This is a genomic window from Caballeronia sp. GAFFF1 (assembly GCF_023630705.1).
GTDB lineage: Bacteria > Pseudomonadota > Gammaproteobacteria > Burkholderiales > Burkholderiaceae > Caballeronia.
This window is the reverse complement of record NZ_JALQEM010000045.1, coordinates 1-18,732: the sequence shown is the minus strand read 5'-3', so window position 1 is coordinate 18,732 and position 18,732 is coordinate 1. Positions and strand designations below refer to the sequence as shown.

At 58.1% G+C, this 18,732-nt stretch carries 19 protein-coding genes and 1 pseudogene; 9 read left to right on the top strand and 11 right to left on the bottom strand.

Features of this window, described 5'->3' with window-relative positions:
• Positions 1–531: 531 nt before the first annotated feature.
• The 8 genes and pseudogenes from NCR37_RS28130 to NCR37_RS28095 form a co-directional block, all read right to left on the bottom strand.
• The gene (locus tag NCR37_RS28130) at positions 532–852 is read right to left on the bottom strand and encodes a DUF4148 domain-containing protein (protein ID WP_250476090.1); all 321 of its coding nucleotides are present in this window, start codon (positions 850–852) and stop codon (positions 532–534) included.
• A 134-nt stretch (positions 853–986) separates the two neighbouring features.
• On the bottom strand, positions 987–2,171 hold the full coding sequence (locus NCR37_RS28125) for a porin (protein WP_250476089.1): 1,185 nt from the start codon (positions 2,169–2,171) through the stop codon (positions 987–989).
• 427 nt (positions 2,172–2,598) lie between these two features.
• Positions 2,599–3,522: pseudogene (locus NCR37_RS28120) on the bottom strand (ABC transporter permease subunit); the annotation flags it as partial.
• A 120-nt stretch (positions 3,523–3,642) separates the two neighbouring features.
• Positions 3,643–5,187, bottom strand: coding sequence for a sugar ABC transporter ATP-binding protein (locus NCR37_RS28115; protein WP_250476088.1), 1,545 nt, complete (start codon positions 5,185–5,187; stop codon positions 3,643–3,645).
• A gap of 91 nt (positions 5,188–5,278) precedes the next feature.
• Complete coding sequence (locus NCR37_RS28110; RefSeq protein ID WP_250476087.1) at positions 5,279–6,202, bottom strand: ABC transporter substrate-binding protein; 924 nt, start codon at positions 6,200–6,202, stop codon at positions 5,279–5,281.
• Positions 6,203–6,416: 214 nt separating this feature from the next.
• Complete coding sequence (locus tag NCR37_RS28105; protein ID WP_250476086.1) at positions 6,417–7,580, bottom strand: Gfo/Idh/MocA family protein; 1,164 nt, start codon at positions 7,578–7,580, stop codon at positions 6,417–6,419.
• 147 nt (positions 7,581–7,727) lie between these two features.
• Positions 7,728–8,444 (bottom strand): SDR family NAD(P)-dependent oxidoreductase, encoded by a 717-nt coding sequence (locus NCR37_RS28100; protein ID WP_159833048.1) that lies wholly within the window; start codon positions 8,442–8,444, stop codon positions 7,728–7,730.
• A 274-nt stretch (positions 8,445–8,718) separates the two neighbouring features.
• Positions 8,719–9,639, bottom strand: a complete 921-nt coding sequence (locus NCR37_RS28095) for a LysR family transcriptional regulator (protein ID WP_250476085.1) — start codon at positions 9,637–9,639, stop codon at positions 8,719–8,721.
• 113 nt (positions 9,640–9,752) lie between these two features.
• Between NCR37_RS28095 and NCR37_RS28090 the strand changes: the two genes are divergently transcribed.
• The 9 genes from NCR37_RS28090 (at position 9,753) to NCR37_RS28050 (ending at position 17,458) form a co-directional block, all read left to right on the top strand.
• A complete protein-coding gene (locus NCR37_RS28090; RefSeq protein ID WP_250476084.1) occupies positions 9,753–10,637 on the top strand; it encodes an intradiol ring-cleavage dioxygenase in 885 nt (294 codons plus the stop codon).
• Positions 10,634–11,002, top strand: coding sequence for a Dabb family protein (locus NCR37_RS28085; protein ID WP_159833042.1), 369 nt, complete (start codon positions 10,634–10,636; stop codon positions 11,000–11,002). The genes NCR37_RS28090 and NCR37_RS28085 overlap by 4 nt, the downstream gene beginning before the upstream one ends.
• A gap of 54 nt (positions 11,003–11,056) precedes the next feature.
• Positions 11,057–11,353, top strand: coding sequence for a YciI family protein (locus NCR37_RS28080; RefSeq protein WP_250476083.1), 297 nt, complete (start codon positions 11,057–11,059; stop codon positions 11,351–11,353).
• Positions 11,354–11,468: 115 nt separating this feature from the next.
• A complete protein-coding gene (locus tag NCR37_RS28075) occupies positions 11,469–12,047 on the top strand; it encodes an NADPH-dependent FMN reductase (RefSeq protein ID WP_159833038.1) in 579 nt (192 codons plus the stop codon).
• A gap of 81 nt (positions 12,048–12,128) precedes the next feature.
• Positions 12,129–13,481, top strand: coding sequence for an amidohydrolase family protein (locus NCR37_RS28070; RefSeq protein ID WP_250476082.1), 1,353 nt, complete (start codon positions 12,129–12,131; stop codon positions 13,479–13,481).
• A 113-nt stretch (positions 13,482–13,594) separates the two neighbouring features.
• A complete protein-coding gene (locus NCR37_RS28065; protein WP_250476081.1) occupies positions 13,595–14,485 on the top strand; it encodes a sugar phosphate isomerase/epimerase family protein in 891 nt (296 codons plus the stop codon).
• A 77-nt stretch (positions 14,486–14,562) separates the two neighbouring features.
• Complete coding sequence (locus tag NCR37_RS28060) at positions 14,563–15,624, top strand: maleylacetate reductase (protein WP_250476080.1); 1,062 nt, start codon at positions 14,563–14,565, stop codon at positions 15,622–15,624.
• A gap of 191 nt (positions 15,625–15,815) precedes the next feature.
• Complete coding sequence (locus NCR37_RS28055; RefSeq protein WP_250476079.1) at positions 15,816–16,652, top strand: 3-oxoadipate:acetyl-CoA acetyltransferase; 837 nt, start codon at positions 15,816–15,818, stop codon at positions 16,650–16,652.
• Between the two features lie 545 nt (positions 16,653–17,197).
• Positions 17,198–17,458: a hypothetical protein gene (locus NCR37_RS28050; protein WP_250476078.1), complete on the top strand. Its 261-nt coding sequence runs from the start codon at positions 17,198–17,200 to the stop codon at positions 17,456–17,458.
• Between the two features lie 126 nt (positions 17,459–17,584).
• Here NCR37_RS28050 and NCR37_RS28045 read toward each other — a convergent pair whose 3' ends face one another.
• The 3 genes from NCR37_RS28045 to NCR37_RS28035 form a co-directional block, all read right to left on the bottom strand.
• The gene (locus tag NCR37_RS28045; RefSeq protein ID WP_250476077.1) at positions 17,585–17,932 is read right to left on the bottom strand and encodes an HVO_A0114 family putative DNA-binding protein; all 348 of its coding nucleotides are present in this window, start codon (positions 17,930–17,932) and stop codon (positions 17,585–17,587) included.
• Positions 17,929–18,216 (bottom strand): toxin-antitoxin system TumE family protein, encoded by a 288-nt coding sequence (locus NCR37_RS28040; protein ID WP_250476076.1) that lies wholly within the window; start codon positions 18,214–18,216, stop codon positions 17,929–17,931. Before NCR37_RS28040 ends, NCR37_RS28045 begins: the two co-directional genes overlap by 4 nt.
• Positions 18,217–18,331: 115 nt before the next feature.
• The coding region (locus tag NCR37_RS28035) for a hypothetical protein (protein WP_250476075.1) at positions 18,332–18,732 on the bottom strand (401 nt) is incomplete at its 5' end.

The following is an 18,732-nucleotide window of genomic DNA, read 5'->3' as shown; positions in this document are numbered from 1 at the left end:
CCGCGGGCTTCCTGGAAGCTGAGAAGCACTTCCGAAAAATCCTCGGCGTGAATGAACTCTGGATTCTCGCTGCGGCCTTGAAACGGTCAAGCTCGAAATCAATTGACCATGATCGGAAGGTTGCCTAACCTATGCCGCACCCGCCGTCCCAACCTTCAACTGTCTTCGGGACATCGCCCCGTAATCGGGCATTGACCAGAACGCCACGACTCAATGCGATCGACTACCTAGAATCGCTTTCCCTAGCACTGCCCGCGGCTCTTCGGTCTCTGCGCTCCTTCGAGTGCCGAAGGAGGTGCAAGCCTTATATGCCTTCGCGCACGGTGCCGGGGCAACATGCAGCACGCCAGGCAAAGGACTCTTGCCGACCCAAAAGGGACCTTCACCTATTTCGGTCCAGTGTCACCTATCCGAAGGCGGCAGACGTTCAGCCTCAAGCGCTTTCGAGTGCTGGCGTGCACATCCAACGCTGGCAAAATCGCTGTCGCCGACTTAAGGTCGTGTCGGCTTCAGCGATCCCAGAAGTAGGCCTCAAGGTGCTGAAGCAGGCACTACAACGCCGGGGCCTTGGGGATTGGCTTTTTTCTCCGCGTTCTGAACATTTTGCGGGTATCGAAGTTGATCGCCAGACGGGTTGTAGCCGTTCTTTTCGAGTTTGCTCAACTCGGCGTTCTTCTTTTCACGGCGCGCTTTCCGCTCCGCCTTCTTTGTCGCCTTTTGAGCTTGCGTGGATGTGGCGGAATTATCCATCGTCGACGCTTGATCGCTGGCAGGCTGTGCCTGAGCAACTGAAAGTAGCGAGAGCAAGCACGTCACACCCAATGCGAGCGTTTTGATTTGTCTGAAAGTCATTCACGTCTCCAAGGAATTAATCAGGGCCCGCGCAACGCCTCGTGTTTGTCGGCAAACGCCAGACTAGGTCCGGGCGCTTCGAACATGAATGCCACGGCGGCGCCCACGAGTCTCGCCGCCGTTACTCAGCGAGGTTAGAACTGCGTTGCGATGCCGGCGAAAGCACCAAACTGGCTGTGGCCATAATTCGGGTTCGTGCTGGCCGGATTGCCGTTTATCGGATCGTCGTTCGTGTTTGCCCCGTAGAGTCCACCGTTTAGACCAAGGTTCGATGTCGCACTGTTATGCAAATAGCCGAGTTCGGTATAAACGCGAGTGCGCTTCGAAAGCTGGTAAGCCCCGGAAAGCGTGTACAACGTCGCGTTCCCATTTCCGTTGTTGGCATTGGCGTGATACACCGCGCCGGTCAGGAACGTCGCCGGTGTTACCGCCCATCGTGCGCCGGCCCACTCATGATCGACCTTCGTCGGCAAGGACACACCTGCGGGCAATGCCGAAGCATTCGCCGTGCCGTAGAAGCCTGCGTTGGATGCATCGGGCGCGCTCAAGTGCTGATATCCCACGTAGACCGTCACCGGACCCCAAACGTAAGAGCCGCCCGTGAAGATGGAACGTGAAGCAAGATAAACGTTGCTGAACTTACCGTTGCCATCGCGGATTTCGTCGTAAATCGCTTGCACATCAAGGTTATGTGCGGCGTATTCGAGCTTGATGCCGTCATCCCGGCCCTGCGAACTTCCCAGTCCGGTTGTTGTTCCTAGTTGGCTAGGCGCACTGCCGGGGTTACCTGCGTTCCACGTCGTCGAGTTCGTCAGATTGTACTGACCTTGCACCGTGAATCCGCCAAAGCTCGGAGACAAATACTCGAATCCGTTGGCTGCCTGGGGAAACATGCGGCCTCTTACAAGCGTGCCGAACGAGTACTTCTGCGTCTGTTGAGGATCGAGAATGCCGGCGTACTGAAGCAGCTCGCTCGCTCCAAAGTTGCCCATTCTGAATGACCCGTAAGTCGGGTTGCTCATTCCGACGGTCGCCTGCCCCTCGAAGAACGACCCGTTCGCGTAGGTTCCGTTCTGCGTGTTGAGTCGCGACTCTAACTGGAAGGTTACGAAGGTGCCACCGCCGATGTCCTCGAGTCCTTTCAAACCAAAACGCGATTCAGCCCAATTGCCTGACTCGGCCGCCCAGCGATGACCTTTCGGCAAGCCCGTCTCGAACTGCACACCGTTATCTACGAGTCCGTACAGCGTAACGCTGCTTTGTGCGCTCGCAGCAACGGCGAAACCCATTGCCACCGATCCCAGAATTACCCGCTTCATTGTTCTCTCCTATCTCCAAATCGTGATTCAAAATTTATTAGCTGTTCGTTTTGATAACGAACCGCCCTTCTCAGTTGGTGCGGCTTACTCTTTATGCATTTTGCTGGTCTGACGCATCGACAAATCAATGCGACGGTACGGGCGCATGGCCCTTCCGTGCACGCCAGAATTGATATGCCTCATAGGCGCGCGGACACAACGCTAGGTTCATTAGCGTCGCGTCTTAACGGTCTTCGCTAGAAAGAAGAAACTTCTCGGTCGGCCGTACGCGTGCCCCTCGATGAGCACGATTCTCACGCGCGCTGGCTTGCTGCACTCATTAGGTCGACGCTAGCTGTGCTTCCGCTAAGACTCGCGTCGACCGGAGCGGGCTAAGACAAGAATGGAAACGCGAGCTACTGTTGCGCTCCACTACAGATATTGGTGATCACGTGCGATTCTCACCACTGCGACGGAAACGATCGAGTGCCACGGCGGCAATAATGACGAGGCCCTTGATAATGAACTGCCAAATGTCGGAGACGCCAAGTATGACAAGGCCATTGGAGAGCACGGCGATAATCAACGCACCGACCAGAGTCCCCCAAATCGAACCCACACCGCCCACAAAGCTCGTGCCGCCGAGAATAACTGCGGCAATGGCGTCCAGTTCATATCCCATGCCGATCTGAAGACCGTTTGCGGCATAAAGTCGGGCGGCCGACATCACACCCCCGAGGCCGGAAAGCAAACCGGAAACGGCATAGGCAAACAGCAGAATGAGGCTGACTTTGATGCCGGAAAGCCGCGCTGCCGCCGGATTTCCACCCATTGCATAGATCCAGATGCCCAACACAGTACGGCGAAGGACGATCCACGAAATCACGATGACGGCGAGCGCGATGATGGCCAGAACCGGGACCCCGAGGACGCTCGCGTTGCCGATCCACGCGAATCCCAGATTGGGGTTCATCACCGTACCGTCGTTTCCAATCAAGCGTGCAAGGCCCCGCACCGCGGTGAGAGATCCAAGTGTGACGATGAACGGCGGGAGCCTGAGGTACGCGATAAGCAGGCCGTTTATCGCGCCGAGAACGATGCCCGTCACCAGCCCGACCGGAAGCGCGAAGGCACCGAACGAGGGGTCGAGTGAACAGATCATCGAGGTCATTGCCGCAGTCGCGAGCATTGAACCCACCGACAGGTCGATGCCACCCGTCAGAATGACAAACGTCATCCCTGCAGCCAGTACTGTATTGATCGCGGCCTGCTGTGCGACGATCGAGATATTCTGGCCGGTGAAGAACGTTCCCTGAGTAGCGAAGTTGAATGCGACGGAAAGCAGGATCAGCACCGGCAGCATACCGATTGCACTAATCAGCCGACGGACATGCACCTTATGCGCTGACATTCCGACCGCGTCGTGTGTCTTTCCCTTTACGACAGGACTACGAAGCGTTGACTTGTCCATGATTGTCTCCAAATCTGTTTATCAAGCGGCATCGAGGGTTGCATCCGCTCCTGCCGCGAGAGCCATGATGTTTTCTTGCGTAATTGCGTCGTTGTTGGGCCCGCCGACTTCGCCGACGATCTGGCCTCCACGCATGACCAGTGTGCGATCGCAGACTCCAATGATTTCCGCGAGTTCGCTGGAAATCACGACCACACCGATTCCTTGACGCGCCAAGTCGTCGATGAGGCGGTAAATTTCGGATTTAGCGCCGATGTCCACACCTCGGGTGGGCTCGTCGAGAATCAGCACCTTTGGGCCAATCTGGAGCCAGCGCGACAGCAGCACCTTTTGCTGGTTTCCGCCGGAAAGGCTCCCAACGTTGACAATAGGGCTTGCTGCCCGCACACGTAGTTGCTCGAACGCGGAGCTCGCGCGCTTCTTGCCTTTCGACAAGTTTAGGAAGCCGCCCGGGCGGGCATCTGGAACAATGACGCCCAGATTGATGTTTTCGGCGCACGACATGTCGAGAAAGAGGCCCAGTGCCTTGCGATCTTCCGTCAGATAAGCCAAGCCGTGTTTGATGGCGTCGGACGGTTGACGAATGTTCACTTCTTGACCGTTGATGAAGACGGTTCCACTCGCCTTCTCGTCGGCCCCGTAGATCAACCTGGCCAGCTCGGTGCGTCCCGATCCGACGAGGCCTGCAATGCCCAGTACCTCGCCCTGGTGGACCTGGAAAGTGCACGGTTTGATCTTGTCGCCATCGGAGATGTCCTTCGCTTCAAAGACGACAGGCCCCCGGCTGCCGTGCGCGTCGTGTTCTTTCATATAAAACGTCGACAGGTCCCGGCCAACCATCATCTTCACGATCGCCTGAGCGGAGAGCTCGGCGCGGTCAATGGTTCCTACATAGCGCCCGTCTCGCAGCACGGAGACACGGTCGGACAGGTCATACACCTCTTCCATTCGGTGACTGATGTAAATGATGGCGATACCTTCCGAGCGCAATTGCCGGATCAACGCGAATAGCCGCTCGCTTTCCCGGGACGATAACGCCGTGGTGGGCTCGTCGAGAACCAGAATCCTTGACTTTGCGTGCAGCGCCCGACCGATTTCCACCAACTGCTGCTCGGCTATGGAAAGCGTCCCGACGAGGGTACGGGCGGTGAAAGGAACGTCGAGGCGTTCCAGTACCTCTCGACAGCCGGCGTACATTGCCTGCCGATTCGCCACGCCGCGAACGGAAAGCTCCCGCCCCAGATAGATGTTTTCGGCCACGGAGAGATTCGGTGCGAGGCTCAGCTCCTGGTAGATAATCGAAACACCGTATCTCTTCGCCTCTAGCGGATCGCCGATGGTTATCGGCTGGCCGTCGATGAGGATCTCGCTACCCGCGTCGGCCTCATAGGCACCCGATAGAATCTTCATCAGCGTCGACTTGCCTGCGCCGTTCTCTCCCATAAGGGCGAGCACTTCACCGCCCCACGCGCGCAGTTCGACGTTATCGAGCGCCTTGGTGCCGACGAACGTCTTGCTGACGTTGCGCATCTCGAGAAGCGGAATCGGATCATCTGTAGCCATCATGTCTCCCTATGTGCTGCTCGCGGGCGCGCACGCGGATGCGGTACGCGCCCCACTGCTGCATCATTTACGCTGCATTCATCGTGGCGCGAGTTCAACCACCCCAGCCTTTGTACGAGCCAACGTTGTCACGCGTGACCATTTTCGGGTCGAGCAGGATAACGGGGTTCGCAGGCTTCTTTCCCTTCGACAGCATGTCGTTGCCGATATCGAATGCGGTTTGCGCCATCGAATACGGGCTCTGAGCAACCGTCCCTTGAATCGCCGACGGCGACTTCAAAAGCGACGTCACTTCGGGCGACCCATCGACGCTCACGATTAGAAAGTCCTTCCGATTGAACTGCTTTGCGGCCAAATCCGCCCCAATGGCTTCCTGGTCGCACACCGTGAAGACGCCGTCGACCTTCGGAAAGCGCGTCAACAGCGACTGCATGACCGTCAGACCGCCTTCACGCGTCGCCTTTGCGTTCTGATTGTCGGAGAGGATCTCGAACTTGCCCTTGCTAAGAACCGACTGACAGCCCTTGACGCGGTCCTGAATCGACGAAACAGACGGTCCGTTCAGGATGACGACCTTGCCTTTGCCACCGAGTTTGTCGGACATGTACTGGCATGCCATCTCGCCAGCTTTGAAGTTGTTGGTCTGCACGGTGGCCGCCGCGCCGTCCGCCGAAACGTCCACTGCGATGACTGGAATGCCAGCTGCGTCGGCCCGTTTGATAGCCGGAAGGATCGCCTTCGGATCATCCGCGGTCAGAATGATGAGGTCCGTCTTCGCAGAGATGAAATTGTCGACCTGCGAGAATTGCTTGTTGAGGTCGTAGTCCGACGCGACGGTCATGACCTTGGCGTTCGGGTTGTTCTGCTTCGCGCGATCCGTTACGCCCTTGGAGATGGCGTTCTGGAACGGATCACCGAGCGAATAAATTGCGACGCCGACGGAATTGACTTCCTTGGCCGACACTGCGCTTACCAGCAAGCCGCTTGCTGCAAGACCGAGCACGATTTTCTTGAACATCACTGTCTCCAATTATGATATGAAAATAATGTGAAACTGGGCGTCGCAGGAAGCGGCGCGTCGATTCGAAAAGCCTGCGAACGAACCGCCTCTGAGTAGTCAGGTTGCGTTGTTCGCGCCTGTCAATAAGGAACCCTAAGTGGCCTAAACTGAGTCCGGACGGGGAACGTTGATCCGAACTCAGGTTTATTCACGTGCTTCGTGCTTCAGCGATTTACCGAGTGAGGGTAGTCCAGGCGCCGTCGTGTTCCGCGGAACGGACTGCTGCGTCGATCAACGACATCGTGTCCACGCCATCCTCAATGCCCGGAATGCCGTCGAGGTACGACTGGTACGGCAACTCAAGACGCTTCGCCATCAAGGCCTTCGCGAAGTCGGAGTAAAGATTCGCAAAAGCGAGGGCGTATCCTTCGGGGTGTCCGGCGGTGAAGCGCGTTGCAGCAGCTGCTTGCGGAGAGTTGCTTGCGTAGCCCCGGGCCAGACGTTGGGCCGGCGCGCCCGGCGGTTTGAACCAGAGGACTTCCGGTTCTTCCTGAACCCAGGTGAGGCTGCCTTTTTCGCCAAAGATGCGGAACGACAGACCGTGATCGTTGCCGGTAGCAACGTAGCTTCCCCACAAGCGGCCGCGAGCGCCGCCCTCGAAGCGTGCCGTCAAATAGGCGTTGTCATACACTTCCCGGCCTTCAGCGAACGTGGTCATCTCCGCCGACACTTGCTCGACGCGAAGCCCCGTGATGTACGAAACGATGTGGTGAGCGTGGGAGCCGACTTCGCCAAGGAGAACGCCCTTGCCCATCGCGGATTCGCGGAAGCGCCAATGGCGATCAGGGTTCGCTGGGTCAACCACGAATCCTGCGCACAGCTCGCCTTCAATGCACTGGATCTTGCCAAGGGCGCCCGACGCGACGATCGCGCGCGCTTCCCGGACCATCGGGTAGCCGGTGTAGCAATGCGTGAGAAGGAAAAGCCGGTCATGTTGCTTGACGAGGTCATTGAGGCGTTGCGCCTCGGCGAGATCGCGTGTCAGCGGCTTTTCGCAGATGACGTCGATTCCTTTTTCCATGAAGACGCGCGCCACCTCGTAGTGCAACTGCGGGGGCGTGGCGATGACTACTGCGTCGATGCGGTCTTCGCGCGCTGCTTCACGTTCTGCCATGACCCGAAAATCGGTGTAGGCCCGGTCTTCATCGATCAACTCGGCCCGCGCTGAGGCTTTTGCGATCTCGGGATCGATCGACATCGCGCCAGCGACAACGTCGTAAAGTCCGTCGGTTCGCATGGCAATGAGATGAGTGCGACCGATGACGGAATCTTTTCCGCCGCCGACAAGGCCCACTCGCACGCGTCGGCCGATTTGGGAAAGAAGGTCAGTAGACATGCGTTTCACCTGCTTTGCGCCTGCAGAACGAGCTGAGGCTGTTTGAAGTTTCACCAACCGCGTACAGGAAGCACCAGCTGGCGTCGATAGAGGCACTGCGCTTTTTGAAGACTGGGATGCGCGTTCAACGCGATTGTTTGCGAGGGCTTACTGCGCCAGATACCCGCCGTCGATCACGAGTTCCGCACCGGTCATGAACGAAGATTCGTCGCTAGCTAGAAACAGGCACACATTCGCGACTTCCTCGGGAGTGCCCATGCGTCCCATCGGCGTCTTGGCAATGATTTCGCCGTTCAGATCGTCCGATTGACTCGTCACGAGCGGCGTTCTGATCAAGCCAGGGTGCACGGAATTGACCCGGACGTTCTCGGGCGCGTATGTCACGGCCGCATTCTTGGTCATGTTGCGCACGCCGCCCTTGGCTGCCGCATAAGCTGCTGCGCCGGCCGTGCCTACGATGCCCCACATCGACGAGAAGTTGATGATGGAACCCTTGCGCATACCGCGCATTGAGGGCAGCACGGCCTGGATGCCAAGGAAGCTTCCCGTGAGGTTCACCGACAGCACTTTCTGCCAACTATCCAGGTCAGTCCCATCCAGCGTTTCATAGCAGTAGACAATGCCCGCGTTGTTGACGAGCACATCGATGCGCCCGTGTTTGGCGATGACCGATTCGACGACACGCGACCAGTCCGCCGGAGACGAGACATCAAGCTGTTCAATGTCGAATTCCTTCGAGTCGCTCGCCTTGATGTCCGCCGCGATAACCGTCGCGCCTTCGCGTGCGAACGTTTGGGCTACGGTCAATCCGATGCCTTGTGCGGCTCCAGTAATCAAAGCGACTTTTCCTTTGAGTCGGTCCATTGCTATCTCCTATCTAGTAATTGGTCTCGCTGCTTTACTTCGCTGGTCGGGCGCCGATAACACGAATGCCGATCGTCGGCGCTTGGCGTCTTCTCGATCACGTCATGGCTGTAGACTATTCGAACGTGCCCTAAAGAAATATGCGCTCTCGCGAAATCATATTTCCAGTAGGCGGAAATATGATTTGCGGGCGGACGCCCACCGAAAAAGTCCATAAGGACTTTCCCGGGAACGAGCAGCTGCTATGGAAGTTTTCAGGAAGATAACTCGCTTGCTATCGGACCGCGCGCCACTTGGCCGCGAGTTGTCGCCGCTCGGTCCATTCGATAAGGAATTCGGTGAATACCCTTATCTTCGCCGGCTGATAGCGGCGACTTTGATAGGCAAGATTGATAGTGAGGCGGGGTAACTGCCAGTCCTCGAGCACGGGTACGAGACGCCCAGCCACGATGTCATCGTGAATAATATAGAGCGGCTGAATCACGATCCCTAAGCCCGCCCGACCCGCAGCGACGATCACCTGGCCTTCATTGGAATCCAGCACACTGGTGATGGCAACGTCAGACGTTTCCTCGCCACGCCGGAAATGAAGGAGGTAGGGATCGACAGCAAGGTTGTACACCAACATGCGATGCTGGCACAAATCCTCTGGCTTAGCGGGGCGGCCGTACTCGGTGAGATAGGCCGGGGACGCAGCAAGAATACGAGAGGTATCCGCCAGCTTACGGACCGTGATCCCCGAATCGCCTTCATGCTCACGCGTGCGAATTGCAATGTCGATCCCAGCTTCGATGAAGTCAGGGTAGCGGTTCGCCGCGATGACCTGCACGGAAATGCTCGGATACCGTCGATTGAATTCGGTGAGGAACGGCGCGATGTGCATGGTCGCGAATGAGACAGAACTGGTCACTCGCAGGACCCCGCTTGGCCGCAGGGTCGCATCGCTTGCCGCCGCCTCGGCCTCGGCCATCTCCGAGAGCACGGCAACGCAGCTGCGCCGGTACGCCTCACCCGCGTCCGTGAGCCATTGCCTGCGCGTGGTCCGCTCGATCAGGCGGGTGCCTAGCCGTTCCTCGAGCGCGCTCAAGGTACGGCTCGCTGCGGCGTTCGACATATCGAGTTGTTCCGCCGCCTTCGACAGGCTGCCGAGTTCAGCCGTCAGGACAAAAAGTTCGATTTGAGTCCAGCGGTCCATGCTCGCGATTTATCCACCTAGCGGAAATGTCATTTCACTATAGCGCATTTTTTTCCTTTAGCGGGCCTATTACTCTGTCGTCTAATGCATACGCGCACTAGGAGACAAGAGCGATGCGCAACATCAACGAAGACACCATTACGCAAGCGGTCCTTGCGTCAATGGACGATCGCTGCAATCCACGACTTCGCACCATCTTTACCAGCCTGGTGCAGCATCTCCATAGTTTTGCCCGGGACGTCAAGCTCACCGAGGACGAATGGTTCAAGGCCATTCAGTTCTTGACGGAGTGCGGGCATATCACTGACGACAAGCGACAGGAGTTCATCCTGCTGTCCGACACGCTCGGCCTGTCGATGCTTGTGATGGCCCAGAACAACAAGAAGCCGGCCGAATGCACCGAGGCAACGGTGTTCGGTCCTTTCTATGTCGAAGGTGCGCCCGAGTATGAGAACGGCGCCGACATTGCGAACGGCGCGCGTGGCGAGCCCTGCTTCGTGAGCGGTCAGATCCGCGGCCTGGACGGCACACCTCTGGCCGGCGCGCAGATCGACGTCTGGCAATCTGACGAGGACGGGTTCTACGACGTGCAGAAGTCGTCAGATGACGCGGGCGCCTCGGAGCCTCAGGCGCGCGGAAGACTGCGTAGCGATCGCGACGGGCGGTTCCATTTCCGGTCGATTCTCGCCGAAGCCTATCCGATTCCGCACGACGGACCCGTGGGCCGCATGCTGGAGGCGCTCGGCCGTCATCCCTGGCGTCCCGCTCACCTGCATTTCTTGATCAAGGTGCCGGGATACGAGACGCTGATCACTCATGTTTTCCGCGATGGCGACCAGTATCTCGATTCGGACGCGGTGTTTGGCGTGCGTTCGAACCTGATCACCCAATGGGTCAAGCACGAAAGCGGCGTCGCTCCTGACGGTTCGAAAATGGAAACGCCGTTCTATTCGCTCGAGTACGACTTCGTATTGAATCCCGCCGAGGTGACTGCATGATCCGACATATCGTCATGTGGCGAGTCCGCGGCGAGACACCGGTCGAACGTCACGAAGCGCGCCATCTCGTCAAACAAAGCTTCGAAGGGCTGCGTGGCGTGATCCCCGGCATGCTCAACCTGGAAGTAGGACTTGATTCGAGTGCGGTGGACTACGCCTGCGACGTCGTTTTGGTTACGGACTTCGACTCGCAAGCCGCGCTCGACGGGTATGCGACCCATCCCGAGCACCTGCGAGTGCGAGAGAGACTCGGCAACATCAGGACAGCGCGCTTTCAGGTTGACTACCAGGTGGACGCGCAAGCCGACTCCGAAACGCAAGACAGCGTTGCAGCAGGCCAAGGATTGCGCCAAGCGAGCGTTTGAGCGTGGTTCGTATCAACTTTCACTGCCGTCTTCAGGCGGCAGGCAGGAGGCTGCATGCATTTCACCGTCTATTGCCTCGATCATCCGGGCATGGTGCAACGTCGTCTGCAGCACTACGACGATCACAAGGCTTACGTGAAGACAGCCCCGATCAAGACGCTCATTTCCGGCCCGTTGCTGGACTCCGACGGCGAAACGATGATCGGCAGCTTCTTTCTGTACGAAGCCGACGATAACGATGTGCTTCTCCGTTTCGTCAACGAAGACCCGTTCAACAAAGCCGGGATCTGGAAAACCGTCGATGTTCGACAGTTCTTGAAGCGCGTCGATACCTTGACCGCGCCCGCTTGATTAAATGTACGACGCCAGTGCTAGTCGCCCCGCCAACGGCGATGCAGCACGCTAAACAACTTTAGGTATAGACGGTCTTTCGACCGTCGCACAAACAACTTTCAAAGGAAATTCCATGTCTGATCAAAACTCGCTGCGCCTCGTCACGCTCGTCGGCAGCCTGCGTCGTCTTTCGTTCCATGCGGCAATCGCAGACTCACTGCAGGAACTCGCGCCTGAGAACGTGCGTGTGACGAAGCTGCCGTCCGTTGGACTGCTTCCCCACTATGACGCGGATGTACAGGCGGAAGGCTTCCCGCAGTCGGTGCTCGATCTCGGCAATGCGATCAGCGAAGCAGACGGCGTGATCATCGTGACGCCCGAGTACAACTATTCCGTTCCTGGTGTGCTCAAGAACGCGTTGGACTGGCTCTCGCGCCTCCCGACGCCGCCTTTCGTTGGTAAGCCCGTGGCGATCCAATCGGCATCGCCCGGCATCTTCGGCGGCGCACGCGCGCAATATCATCTGCGTCAAAGCATGGTGTTCCTCGATGCACAGGTACTCAACAAGCCCGAAGTGATGGTTGGCGGCGCTGCGAGCAAGGTCGATGTTGAAGGCAAAACGATCACCGACCCGCAAACCCGCGAGATCGTCTCCGCGCAGTTGAAGGCGTTCGCGCTTTTTGCCCAGCAGCGCAAACTACTGAACAAGTAGTCGCGCTTCAACGTCGCGGAAACGTGAGACACATGATCCTCGACGACTAGGCATTCCATACATAACAAGGGAGACGCGTTGATGAAGCTGCTGATCACAGGCGGTCAAGTCATTACCATGGATCCGGCCATCGGTAATGGCCGCTTCGACGTATTGATTGAAAACGACCGGATCGTCGAGGTGGGACCCAATGTTCAGGCACACGATGCGCAACAGCTCGATGCGTCCGGCTGCATTGTCATCCCGGGCCTCATCAACGCGCACATGCATACGTGGCAGACCGCGCTGCGCGGAGTGACGGCGAACTGGACATTGCCTACCTACTTTCGTAGCGTTCACGCGGGATTAGCGACATGTTTTCAACCGGATGATCTCTACATCGGTACGCTGGTGGGCGCACTGAACCAGTTGAACCTCGGGACCACGACGCTCGGCGACTGGTGTCACAACAATCCCGCGCCCGACTACACGGATCGCGCGATCGACGGACTTGTTGAGTCCGGTATTCGTGCAGTTTATTTCCACGGCTCTCCCAAGCCGGATCCCAAGCCCGGACAGAAGCATTTCAGCGAGATTCCCCATCCTCGTAGCGAGATCGAGCGATTACTGAAGGACAGATTCCCGAGCCGCGACGCCAAGGTCACGCTCGGGATGGCGATTCTCGGGCCGCATTACTCCACCTACGAAGTGTCGGAGCACGATTTCAAGCTGGCCGCGGAGTTCGGCTTGATCGCCAGCATGCATTGTGCGGGGCTGGAGCCCAAGACACCGGATGGGTGGGAACGTCTGGCCGAGCGCAACTTGCTAGGCAAGACGACCAACATCGTGCATGGGAACAACCTGACCGACACTCAGCTTCGCATGATGGTCGATCGCGGCGTGACATTCTCAGTGGCGCCCGAAACCGAAATGACGCAGGGGCACGGTCATCCGATTACGGGCCGTCTGCGTGACGCGGGCAGCGAGCCTTCCCTCGGCGTCGATCTCGAGTCGGCCATTGCGGGCGATATGTTCACAGTGGCACGAGTCGCGCTGGCGTCGCAGCGTGCGTTGGACAACGCGCAAGCCCGCGCCGATACCGGACAGTTGCCCGCTCGCTCCACGATATCCACATCGGATGCGCTTAGTTGGATCACGATCCGAGGCGCAGAGGCGTTGGGCCTTCAGGACCGCGTCGGCTCGCTGACGCCGGGGAAGCAAGCCGATGTCGTTCTGATTCGCGCAGATGGATTGAGTATGCGACCCGTACATGATCCGGTGTCGGCCGTGCTGATGCAGGCGAGCGCAGCTAACGTCGATACGGTGTTGGTAGCAGGTGAGTTCAAGAAGCGAGACGGAAAACTGCTCTATCAGAATCTGAAGCAACGGCTTGACGAACTCGATGCATCCGGCCGCCGTATCAGCGAGCGTTTTGCAGAGCTCGCTCCTGCCTAACCGTTCTCTGTCGCGTGGACAAACACACTCGGGCGGCTCTTGCTTCTGCCCTTCCTGAGAGCCTTGCTAAAGTCGCTCTATCAAAGATTCGCATTGCTTCTGGAGTACACCAATTGAGCAACCCTGACATTGACCTGCTGGCCGCCTATTGGACCCTTGCGGGAGACGTCGATCCGCTCGAGCCTTCGATCAGTCCTTACTCTTTTCAAGCGCGCGTCGAAGCGGCTTCGAAAGCAGGTTGGCGAGGCATTGGCGTCATCCATGAGGATCTGGTTGCGACCATTGAGAAGGTCGGCCTGGATACGGTCAAGCACATTCTCGAAGACAACGGCATCAAACACTTTGAGCTTGAGTTTCTCGTTGACTGGTACAGGGACGGCAACGAGCGCCAGGTGTCCGACCGTGCTCGCCGCGTGATTCTTGAGCTAGGGGCGAAGCTTGGCATGAAGAACGTGAAAATCGCCGCCAGCGCGTTGGATCAGCGAACGCCAGACTTCGCTCGAATGGCGGATGAATTCGCCACGCTATGCGAGGAAGCGGCCCAGGTCGGTTCGAACGTGTCGATCGAAGTCATGCCGTTCTCTATCATCAAAACGCTTGAGGACGGGCTCGCCATTGTTCAGAAGGCGAACCAGCCAAACGGCGGCCTCCTCCTCGATATCTGGCACATGGTTCGCGGAGGAATCGACTTCAGTGAAATTGCAAAGGTCCCGCCGCAATTCATCAAAGCGATTGAGCTTGACGACGCCAGTTCGACCATCGACGGAACCTTGCTGGAAGACACCGTCTTTCGACGCAAGCTTTGCGGTGAAGGTGTATTCGACTGTCCGGGCTTCATAGAAGCGGTGCAAGAAGCGGGATTCAATGGCGATTGGTACGGCGTTGAAATCATCTCGACCGAATATCGCAAGCTGCCGCTGGAGCAAATGGCCATCAGCTCGTTCGATACAACCATGCAGCAGTTCCGTGAGGTTGAAGCACGGCGACAAAAAGTCAATGCTTGAACCGTCGCGAGACACGGGCAGATCGGATAGCTCACGTCCGACACCAAATGCGCATACCGACAGGTAAGGATCCTTCGATGTACGACTTCACTTATACCTCGCAGCCTTCGAAAGTGATCTTCGCCGCTGGCGCACTCGCCCGCGTCGGCGAAGAAGTTCAAGCGCTGGGCGCAGAAAAGGCTCTCGTCCTCTGTACCCCGGAGCAAGAAGCACAGGCAACGGCGGTTGCGGAACTGTTGGGGCCGCTTAGCGCAGGTGTCTTCGCCGAAGCGAAGATGCACGTTCCGATTGAAACGGCAAGACGTGCCCGTGACCATGCACGAAGCGTTGGCGCTGATTGCGCAGTGGCGATAGGCGGAGGATCCACCGTCGGCCTGGGCAAAGCCATCGCTCTGGAATCGAGCTTGCCGATCATCGCGATTCCGACGACGTACGCCGGCTCTGAGATGACGCCGATTTATGGCCTCACCGAGGATGGATTGAAGCGCACTGGCCGCGACGCGCGTGTGCTGCCTAAAACCGTCATCTACGACCCCATGCTTTCGTCGAGCCTGCCGCTCGGCTTGTCGTTCGTGAGCGGCCTCAACGCTATAGCGCACGCGGCCGAGGGTCTGTATGCGCGCGACGGCAATCCCGTCATGTCGCTCATGGCGGAGGACGGAATCCGCGCGTTGGCGACGGGCCTGAGGGGCCTGAAGACAGATCCGCAAAACCTTTCGGCACGCAGCGACTGTCTTTACGGCGCATGGTTGTGCGGCAGCGTACTGGGCCATGTTGGGATGGCTCTCCACCATAAGCTTTGCCATACGTTGGGAGGAAGCTTCAATCTCCCCCACGCGGAGACACATGCGATCGTCTTGCCGCACGCGTTGGCGTACAACAGTGACGCCGCGCATGACGCCATGAACCGGATCGCGCGAGCACTCGGAAGCGAAAACGCCGCGCTCGGAGTTTTCGAACTGGGACGCGAACTCAACATTCCGTCGGGGTTGCGCGAAATTGGGATGCAGGAATCTGATCTTGACCGGGCATGCGACATCGCGCTGGCTAACCCGTATTGGAATCCACGCCCGATCGAACGCGAGCCGCTTCGGTCTTTACTGCAGGATGCTTGGAATGGAAAACCGCCCCGCGTGTGATTGCTGCCTTCGCGAAGACATCACCTGCCTGCTTTAGCGTAGTACGACCATCCAACGATGGGCCGGCGGTCGCTGATTCAGCGATAGGCCGGTGAAAGCGGCAGTATTCGCGAAAACTGCAGTGACAGGGAAGTTGCCCGAACTGCTACCGCGACCGTGGCAGCAACTTACTTAGAATAGTGAAATTGAGCATGAACAAGCCTTGCATCATTTCTGTTGCGATTACGGGATCGCTGCCGCGCAAAAAAGATAACCCTGCTGTGCCGATCACGGTGAACGAGCAGGTGGAATCGACGCATGCCGCATTCGAAGCAGGAGCCGCTCTGGTCCATCTTCACGTTCGTAACGACGATGAGTCTCCTACGTCGAATCCGGATCGTTTTGCATTGGTGCTTGAAGGTATTCGAAAGCACGCGCCGGGCATGATTACTCAAGTCTCTACCGGCGGTCGCTCTGGGGCAGGCAACGAGAGAGGTGCCATGCTGTCGCTTCGGCCTGATATGGCATCGTTGGCAACCGGCTCGGTCAATTTCCCGACCCGGGTCTATGACAATCCGCCGAACTTGGTCAACTGGCTCGCCGCCGAGATGAAAGCTTACGGCATCAAGCCCGAAGTGGAGGCCTTCGACTTATCGATGATCTTCCAGGCTGCCGATCTGCAACGGACGGGGGAGATTGTCGGTCCTCTGCACATTCAGTTTGTCATGGGCATCAAGAACGCGATGCCTGTCGACCGCGAAGTCCTGGAATTCTATATCCATACGCTTAAGCGCCTTTCGCCCGATGCGACATGGACAGGAGCCGGCATCGGTCGCAATCAACTGACCATGGCTCGCTGGTCCCTTGAACTCGGAGGGCACTGCCGCACCGGGTTGGAGGACAACGTGCGGATGGACAAGGATACGCTCGCCTCGTCCAATGCCGCGCTTGTGCGCCAGGTTGCAGATCTATGCGAGGAGTATGGTCGCCCGGTCGCGACGGCAGATCAGGCTCGCGCGATCCTGGGTTTGCATTGCACGGGCCGGTGATTCGGCAGCTAACCGGACTTCCGCGCTGCTTCGCCTCGCCAAGACGAAAAGCAAGGGATAAATCTCGCCGATCACATGCAAAGGTCCTGCCGAAAGCGCCTGATTCGTCGGTTCACACGATGTTCGCGTGGTCCCCCTTCGGAATGCTGTCGAGCGGCGCAGTAACGTGTACTACGGCGGAGCCCAGGCGTCATCACCGCAGCCGTCGGTACCGTGTGCTGCGGAGTCCCTTTCACCGCCGATCGGCGTAAGCAAGCGGCATTGTTCGACATGCGTCCGATATGGCGGTGACAACGGCCGTTTAGTTCTGCGCGGCAACTGTCTCTTGATGGCCGCACTGAGCCATCTGACGTTCACTCCGCAACGTCGTCGTGCCTCACGCCTTCTGACTTCGAATGGCGCACAGCCTTGCCGAGCCAAGGGCCGATCTGATAGCCTTTTGCTGAGGCAACCGCCGTCTCTTCGCTGATGTGTGTTGGACTGTTGGATGACAGCCTGGTCGACGATAAACTGGCTTCTGTGTCCATCAATCCTTAAGGCGCCCCATGAGCACCAAGACATCGATCGGGTATCACTACGGCGAAGGAAAGGAGCCATCCTGGCACCTTTATGAAGAGGCGTTCGAGAAGGATGATGTGGTCTACCTCGAACTCGAAGGCGTGCAAGCCGACGTCGTGATGATCGACAGTCTTTGGGGGGCCAAGGCCGGCACGGTGCTGCTACGGCTGCCCAGCGCGACGGCCCGTCAGCTCGGACTACTTCCGCACTCGGATGAAGGCGATGCGCCACCGGTGGGTGAGGGATAGACAGCACGCCATCACAAGCGATGGCGCTTAGGAGGGAGGGATTGGAGCAGCTGTCCGATGCGCCCACGGCCCTTCCGAGATCATCGCGGGTAAATCTCGGTGAAGCGCATCCACGCCTAACAGCATTCAGGCGGCCTCGGCCTGTAACGTGAAATCAACGTGGATAGCATCATAGGGAAAAATGATGTCGCCGTTGTCCGAACGTTCCAGGACGCCCACATTGATTAGCGCGAGAACGTCATCATGCACGCGGCGGACATCGCGATCGACGCGCCGGGCAAGTTCTCTGATCGACATGGTGCCCGCGCCTGTCATCTTCTTGAGGATGTCCCAGCGCAGTTGGGTGAGCGTCCTGAGCAACAGTTCGGGCGTTGCGAAGCTGATGAATTCGCCCTGCTCTTCGCCGCGCATTGCGGCTGCGAAGCTTCGGGTGATGTCGTCGCGGGAGGCGATCCCAAGCGTTACCGTGGTCATTGTGCGGCCCTCCATTGGTCTACGTCTGACCAGAAATCAGCCATAAGCTGTTCCGGCGTCGTGAATGCATAGGGCGTCTCGACTGCACCAACATGCTTATGGTCGCCCTTCCCGCGTTCGTTATCGTAACGAAGCACGCATACGTTCCTCACGATGTACGTGGCACTGTACTTGTAGAAGTGTGCGCTGCCGTCGACAGGGTGCGGAACCTTCCAGACAAGTAAAGCCGCAAATGACGTCTCATCGACCGGGACACGGCGCTTCAAGAGGGAAATTGCGTTCATGTTGACAATGATGACAACACGCGCCGATGTTGTCAATCAGGTCAACGTCATCGGGTTGCAGGATGTTCCAGCATTGGTGGCGATTGCTTGGTCTGATCAACAGCCGCGCAACGCCTTACCGGCTGTCCACCCGAAGACGGTCAGCGTCCCCGTGCACCTTGGGACCGCTGCCGGTTTGTCTTGAAGCGTCAAGCGGACGCTTTTGGAACCAGCGAGCCCGGCGGCCGCAGCTGTGCATCATCAGATCGGTCGGGAACGATGGTATGCGCTGAATCGCGCACATTGCCTGCGCACGTGCGGTATCGTCGGGCACTACAACGCCGGTAACGCGATCGCGCTTGACTGCGTCCTTCACCTTTTCGAGCTTGATAGCGCACAGCGCATTCTTAGCCGCTAAGTCGATATTCGATGGGAAAGTTTGAAGGTTCAACCGGTAGTGTGCGTATTCCACGCAAACCGAGCAGCCGTTCCACGGCAAAGCGAGCAGACTTTCCACGTGAAGCCGAGCGAAGATTC

What these genes read in the sequence shown, in the direction of transcription:
- NCR37_RS28130 (WP_250476090.1), bottom strand. Translation starts at nt 852, where the DNA reads ATGACTTTCAGACAAATCAAAACGCTCGCATTGGGTGTGACGTGCTTG.
- NCR37_RS28125 (WP_250476089.1), bottom strand. Translation starts at nt 2,171, where the DNA reads ATGAAGCGGGTAATTCTGGGATCGGTGGCAATGGGTTTCGCCGTTGCT.
- NCR37_RS28115 (WP_250476088.1), bottom strand. Translation starts at nt 5,187, where the DNA reads ATGATGGCTACAGATGATCCGATTCCGCTTCTCGAGATGCGCAACGTC.
- NCR37_RS28110 (WP_250476087.1), bottom strand. Translation starts at nt 6,202, where the DNA reads ATGTTCAAGAAAATCGTGCTCGGTCTTGCAGCAAGCGGCTTGCTGGTA.
- NCR37_RS28105 (WP_250476086.1), bottom strand. Translation starts at nt 7,580, where the DNA reads ATGTCTACTGACCTTCTTTCCCAAATCGGCCGACGCGTGCGAGTGGGC.
- NCR37_RS28100 (WP_159833048.1), bottom strand. Translation starts at nt 8,444, where the DNA reads ATGGACCGACTCAAAGGAAAAGTCGCTTTGATTACTGGAGCCGCACAA.
- NCR37_RS28095 (WP_250476085.1), bottom strand. Translation starts at nt 9,639, where the DNA reads ATGGACCGCTGGACTCAAATCGAACTTTTTGTCCTGACGGCTGAACTC.
- NCR37_RS28090 (WP_250476084.1), top strand. Translation starts at nt 9,753, where the DNA reads ATGCGCAACATCAACGAAGACACCATTACGCAAGCGGTCCTTGCGTCA.
- NCR37_RS28085 (WP_159833042.1), top strand. Translation starts at nt 10,634, where the DNA reads ATGATCCGACATATCGTCATGTGGCGAGTCCGCGGCGAGACACCGGTC.
- NCR37_RS28080 (WP_250476083.1), top strand. Translation starts at nt 11,057, where the DNA reads ATGCATTTCACCGTCTATTGCCTCGATCATCCGGGCATGGTGCAACGT.
- NCR37_RS28075 (WP_159833038.1), top strand. Translation starts at nt 11,469, where the DNA reads ATGTCTGATCAAAACTCGCTGCGCCTCGTCACGCTCGTCGGCAGCCTG.
- NCR37_RS28070 (WP_250476082.1), top strand. Translation starts at nt 12,129, where the DNA reads ATGAAGCTGCTGATCACAGGCGGTCAAGTCATTACCATGGATCCGGCC.
- NCR37_RS28060 (WP_250476080.1), top strand. Translation starts at nt 14,563, where the DNA reads ATGTACGACTTCACTTATACCTCGCAGCCTTCGAAAGTGATCTTCGCC.
- NCR37_RS28055 (WP_250476079.1), top strand. Translation starts at nt 15,816, where the DNA reads ATGAACAAGCCTTGCATCATTTCTGTTGCGATTACGGGATCGCTGCCG.
- NCR37_RS28050 (WP_250476078.1), top strand. Translation starts at nt 17,198, where the DNA reads ATGAGCACCAAGACATCGATCGGGTATCACTACGGCGAAGGAAAGGAG.
- NCR37_RS28045 (WP_250476077.1), bottom strand. Translation starts at nt 17,932, where the DNA reads ATGACCACGGTAACGCTTGGGATCGCCTCCCGCGACGACATCACCCGA.
- NCR37_RS28040 (WP_250476076.1), bottom strand. Translation starts at nt 18,216, where the DNA reads ATGAACGCAATTTCCCTCTTGAAGCGCCGTGTCCCGGTCGATGAGACG.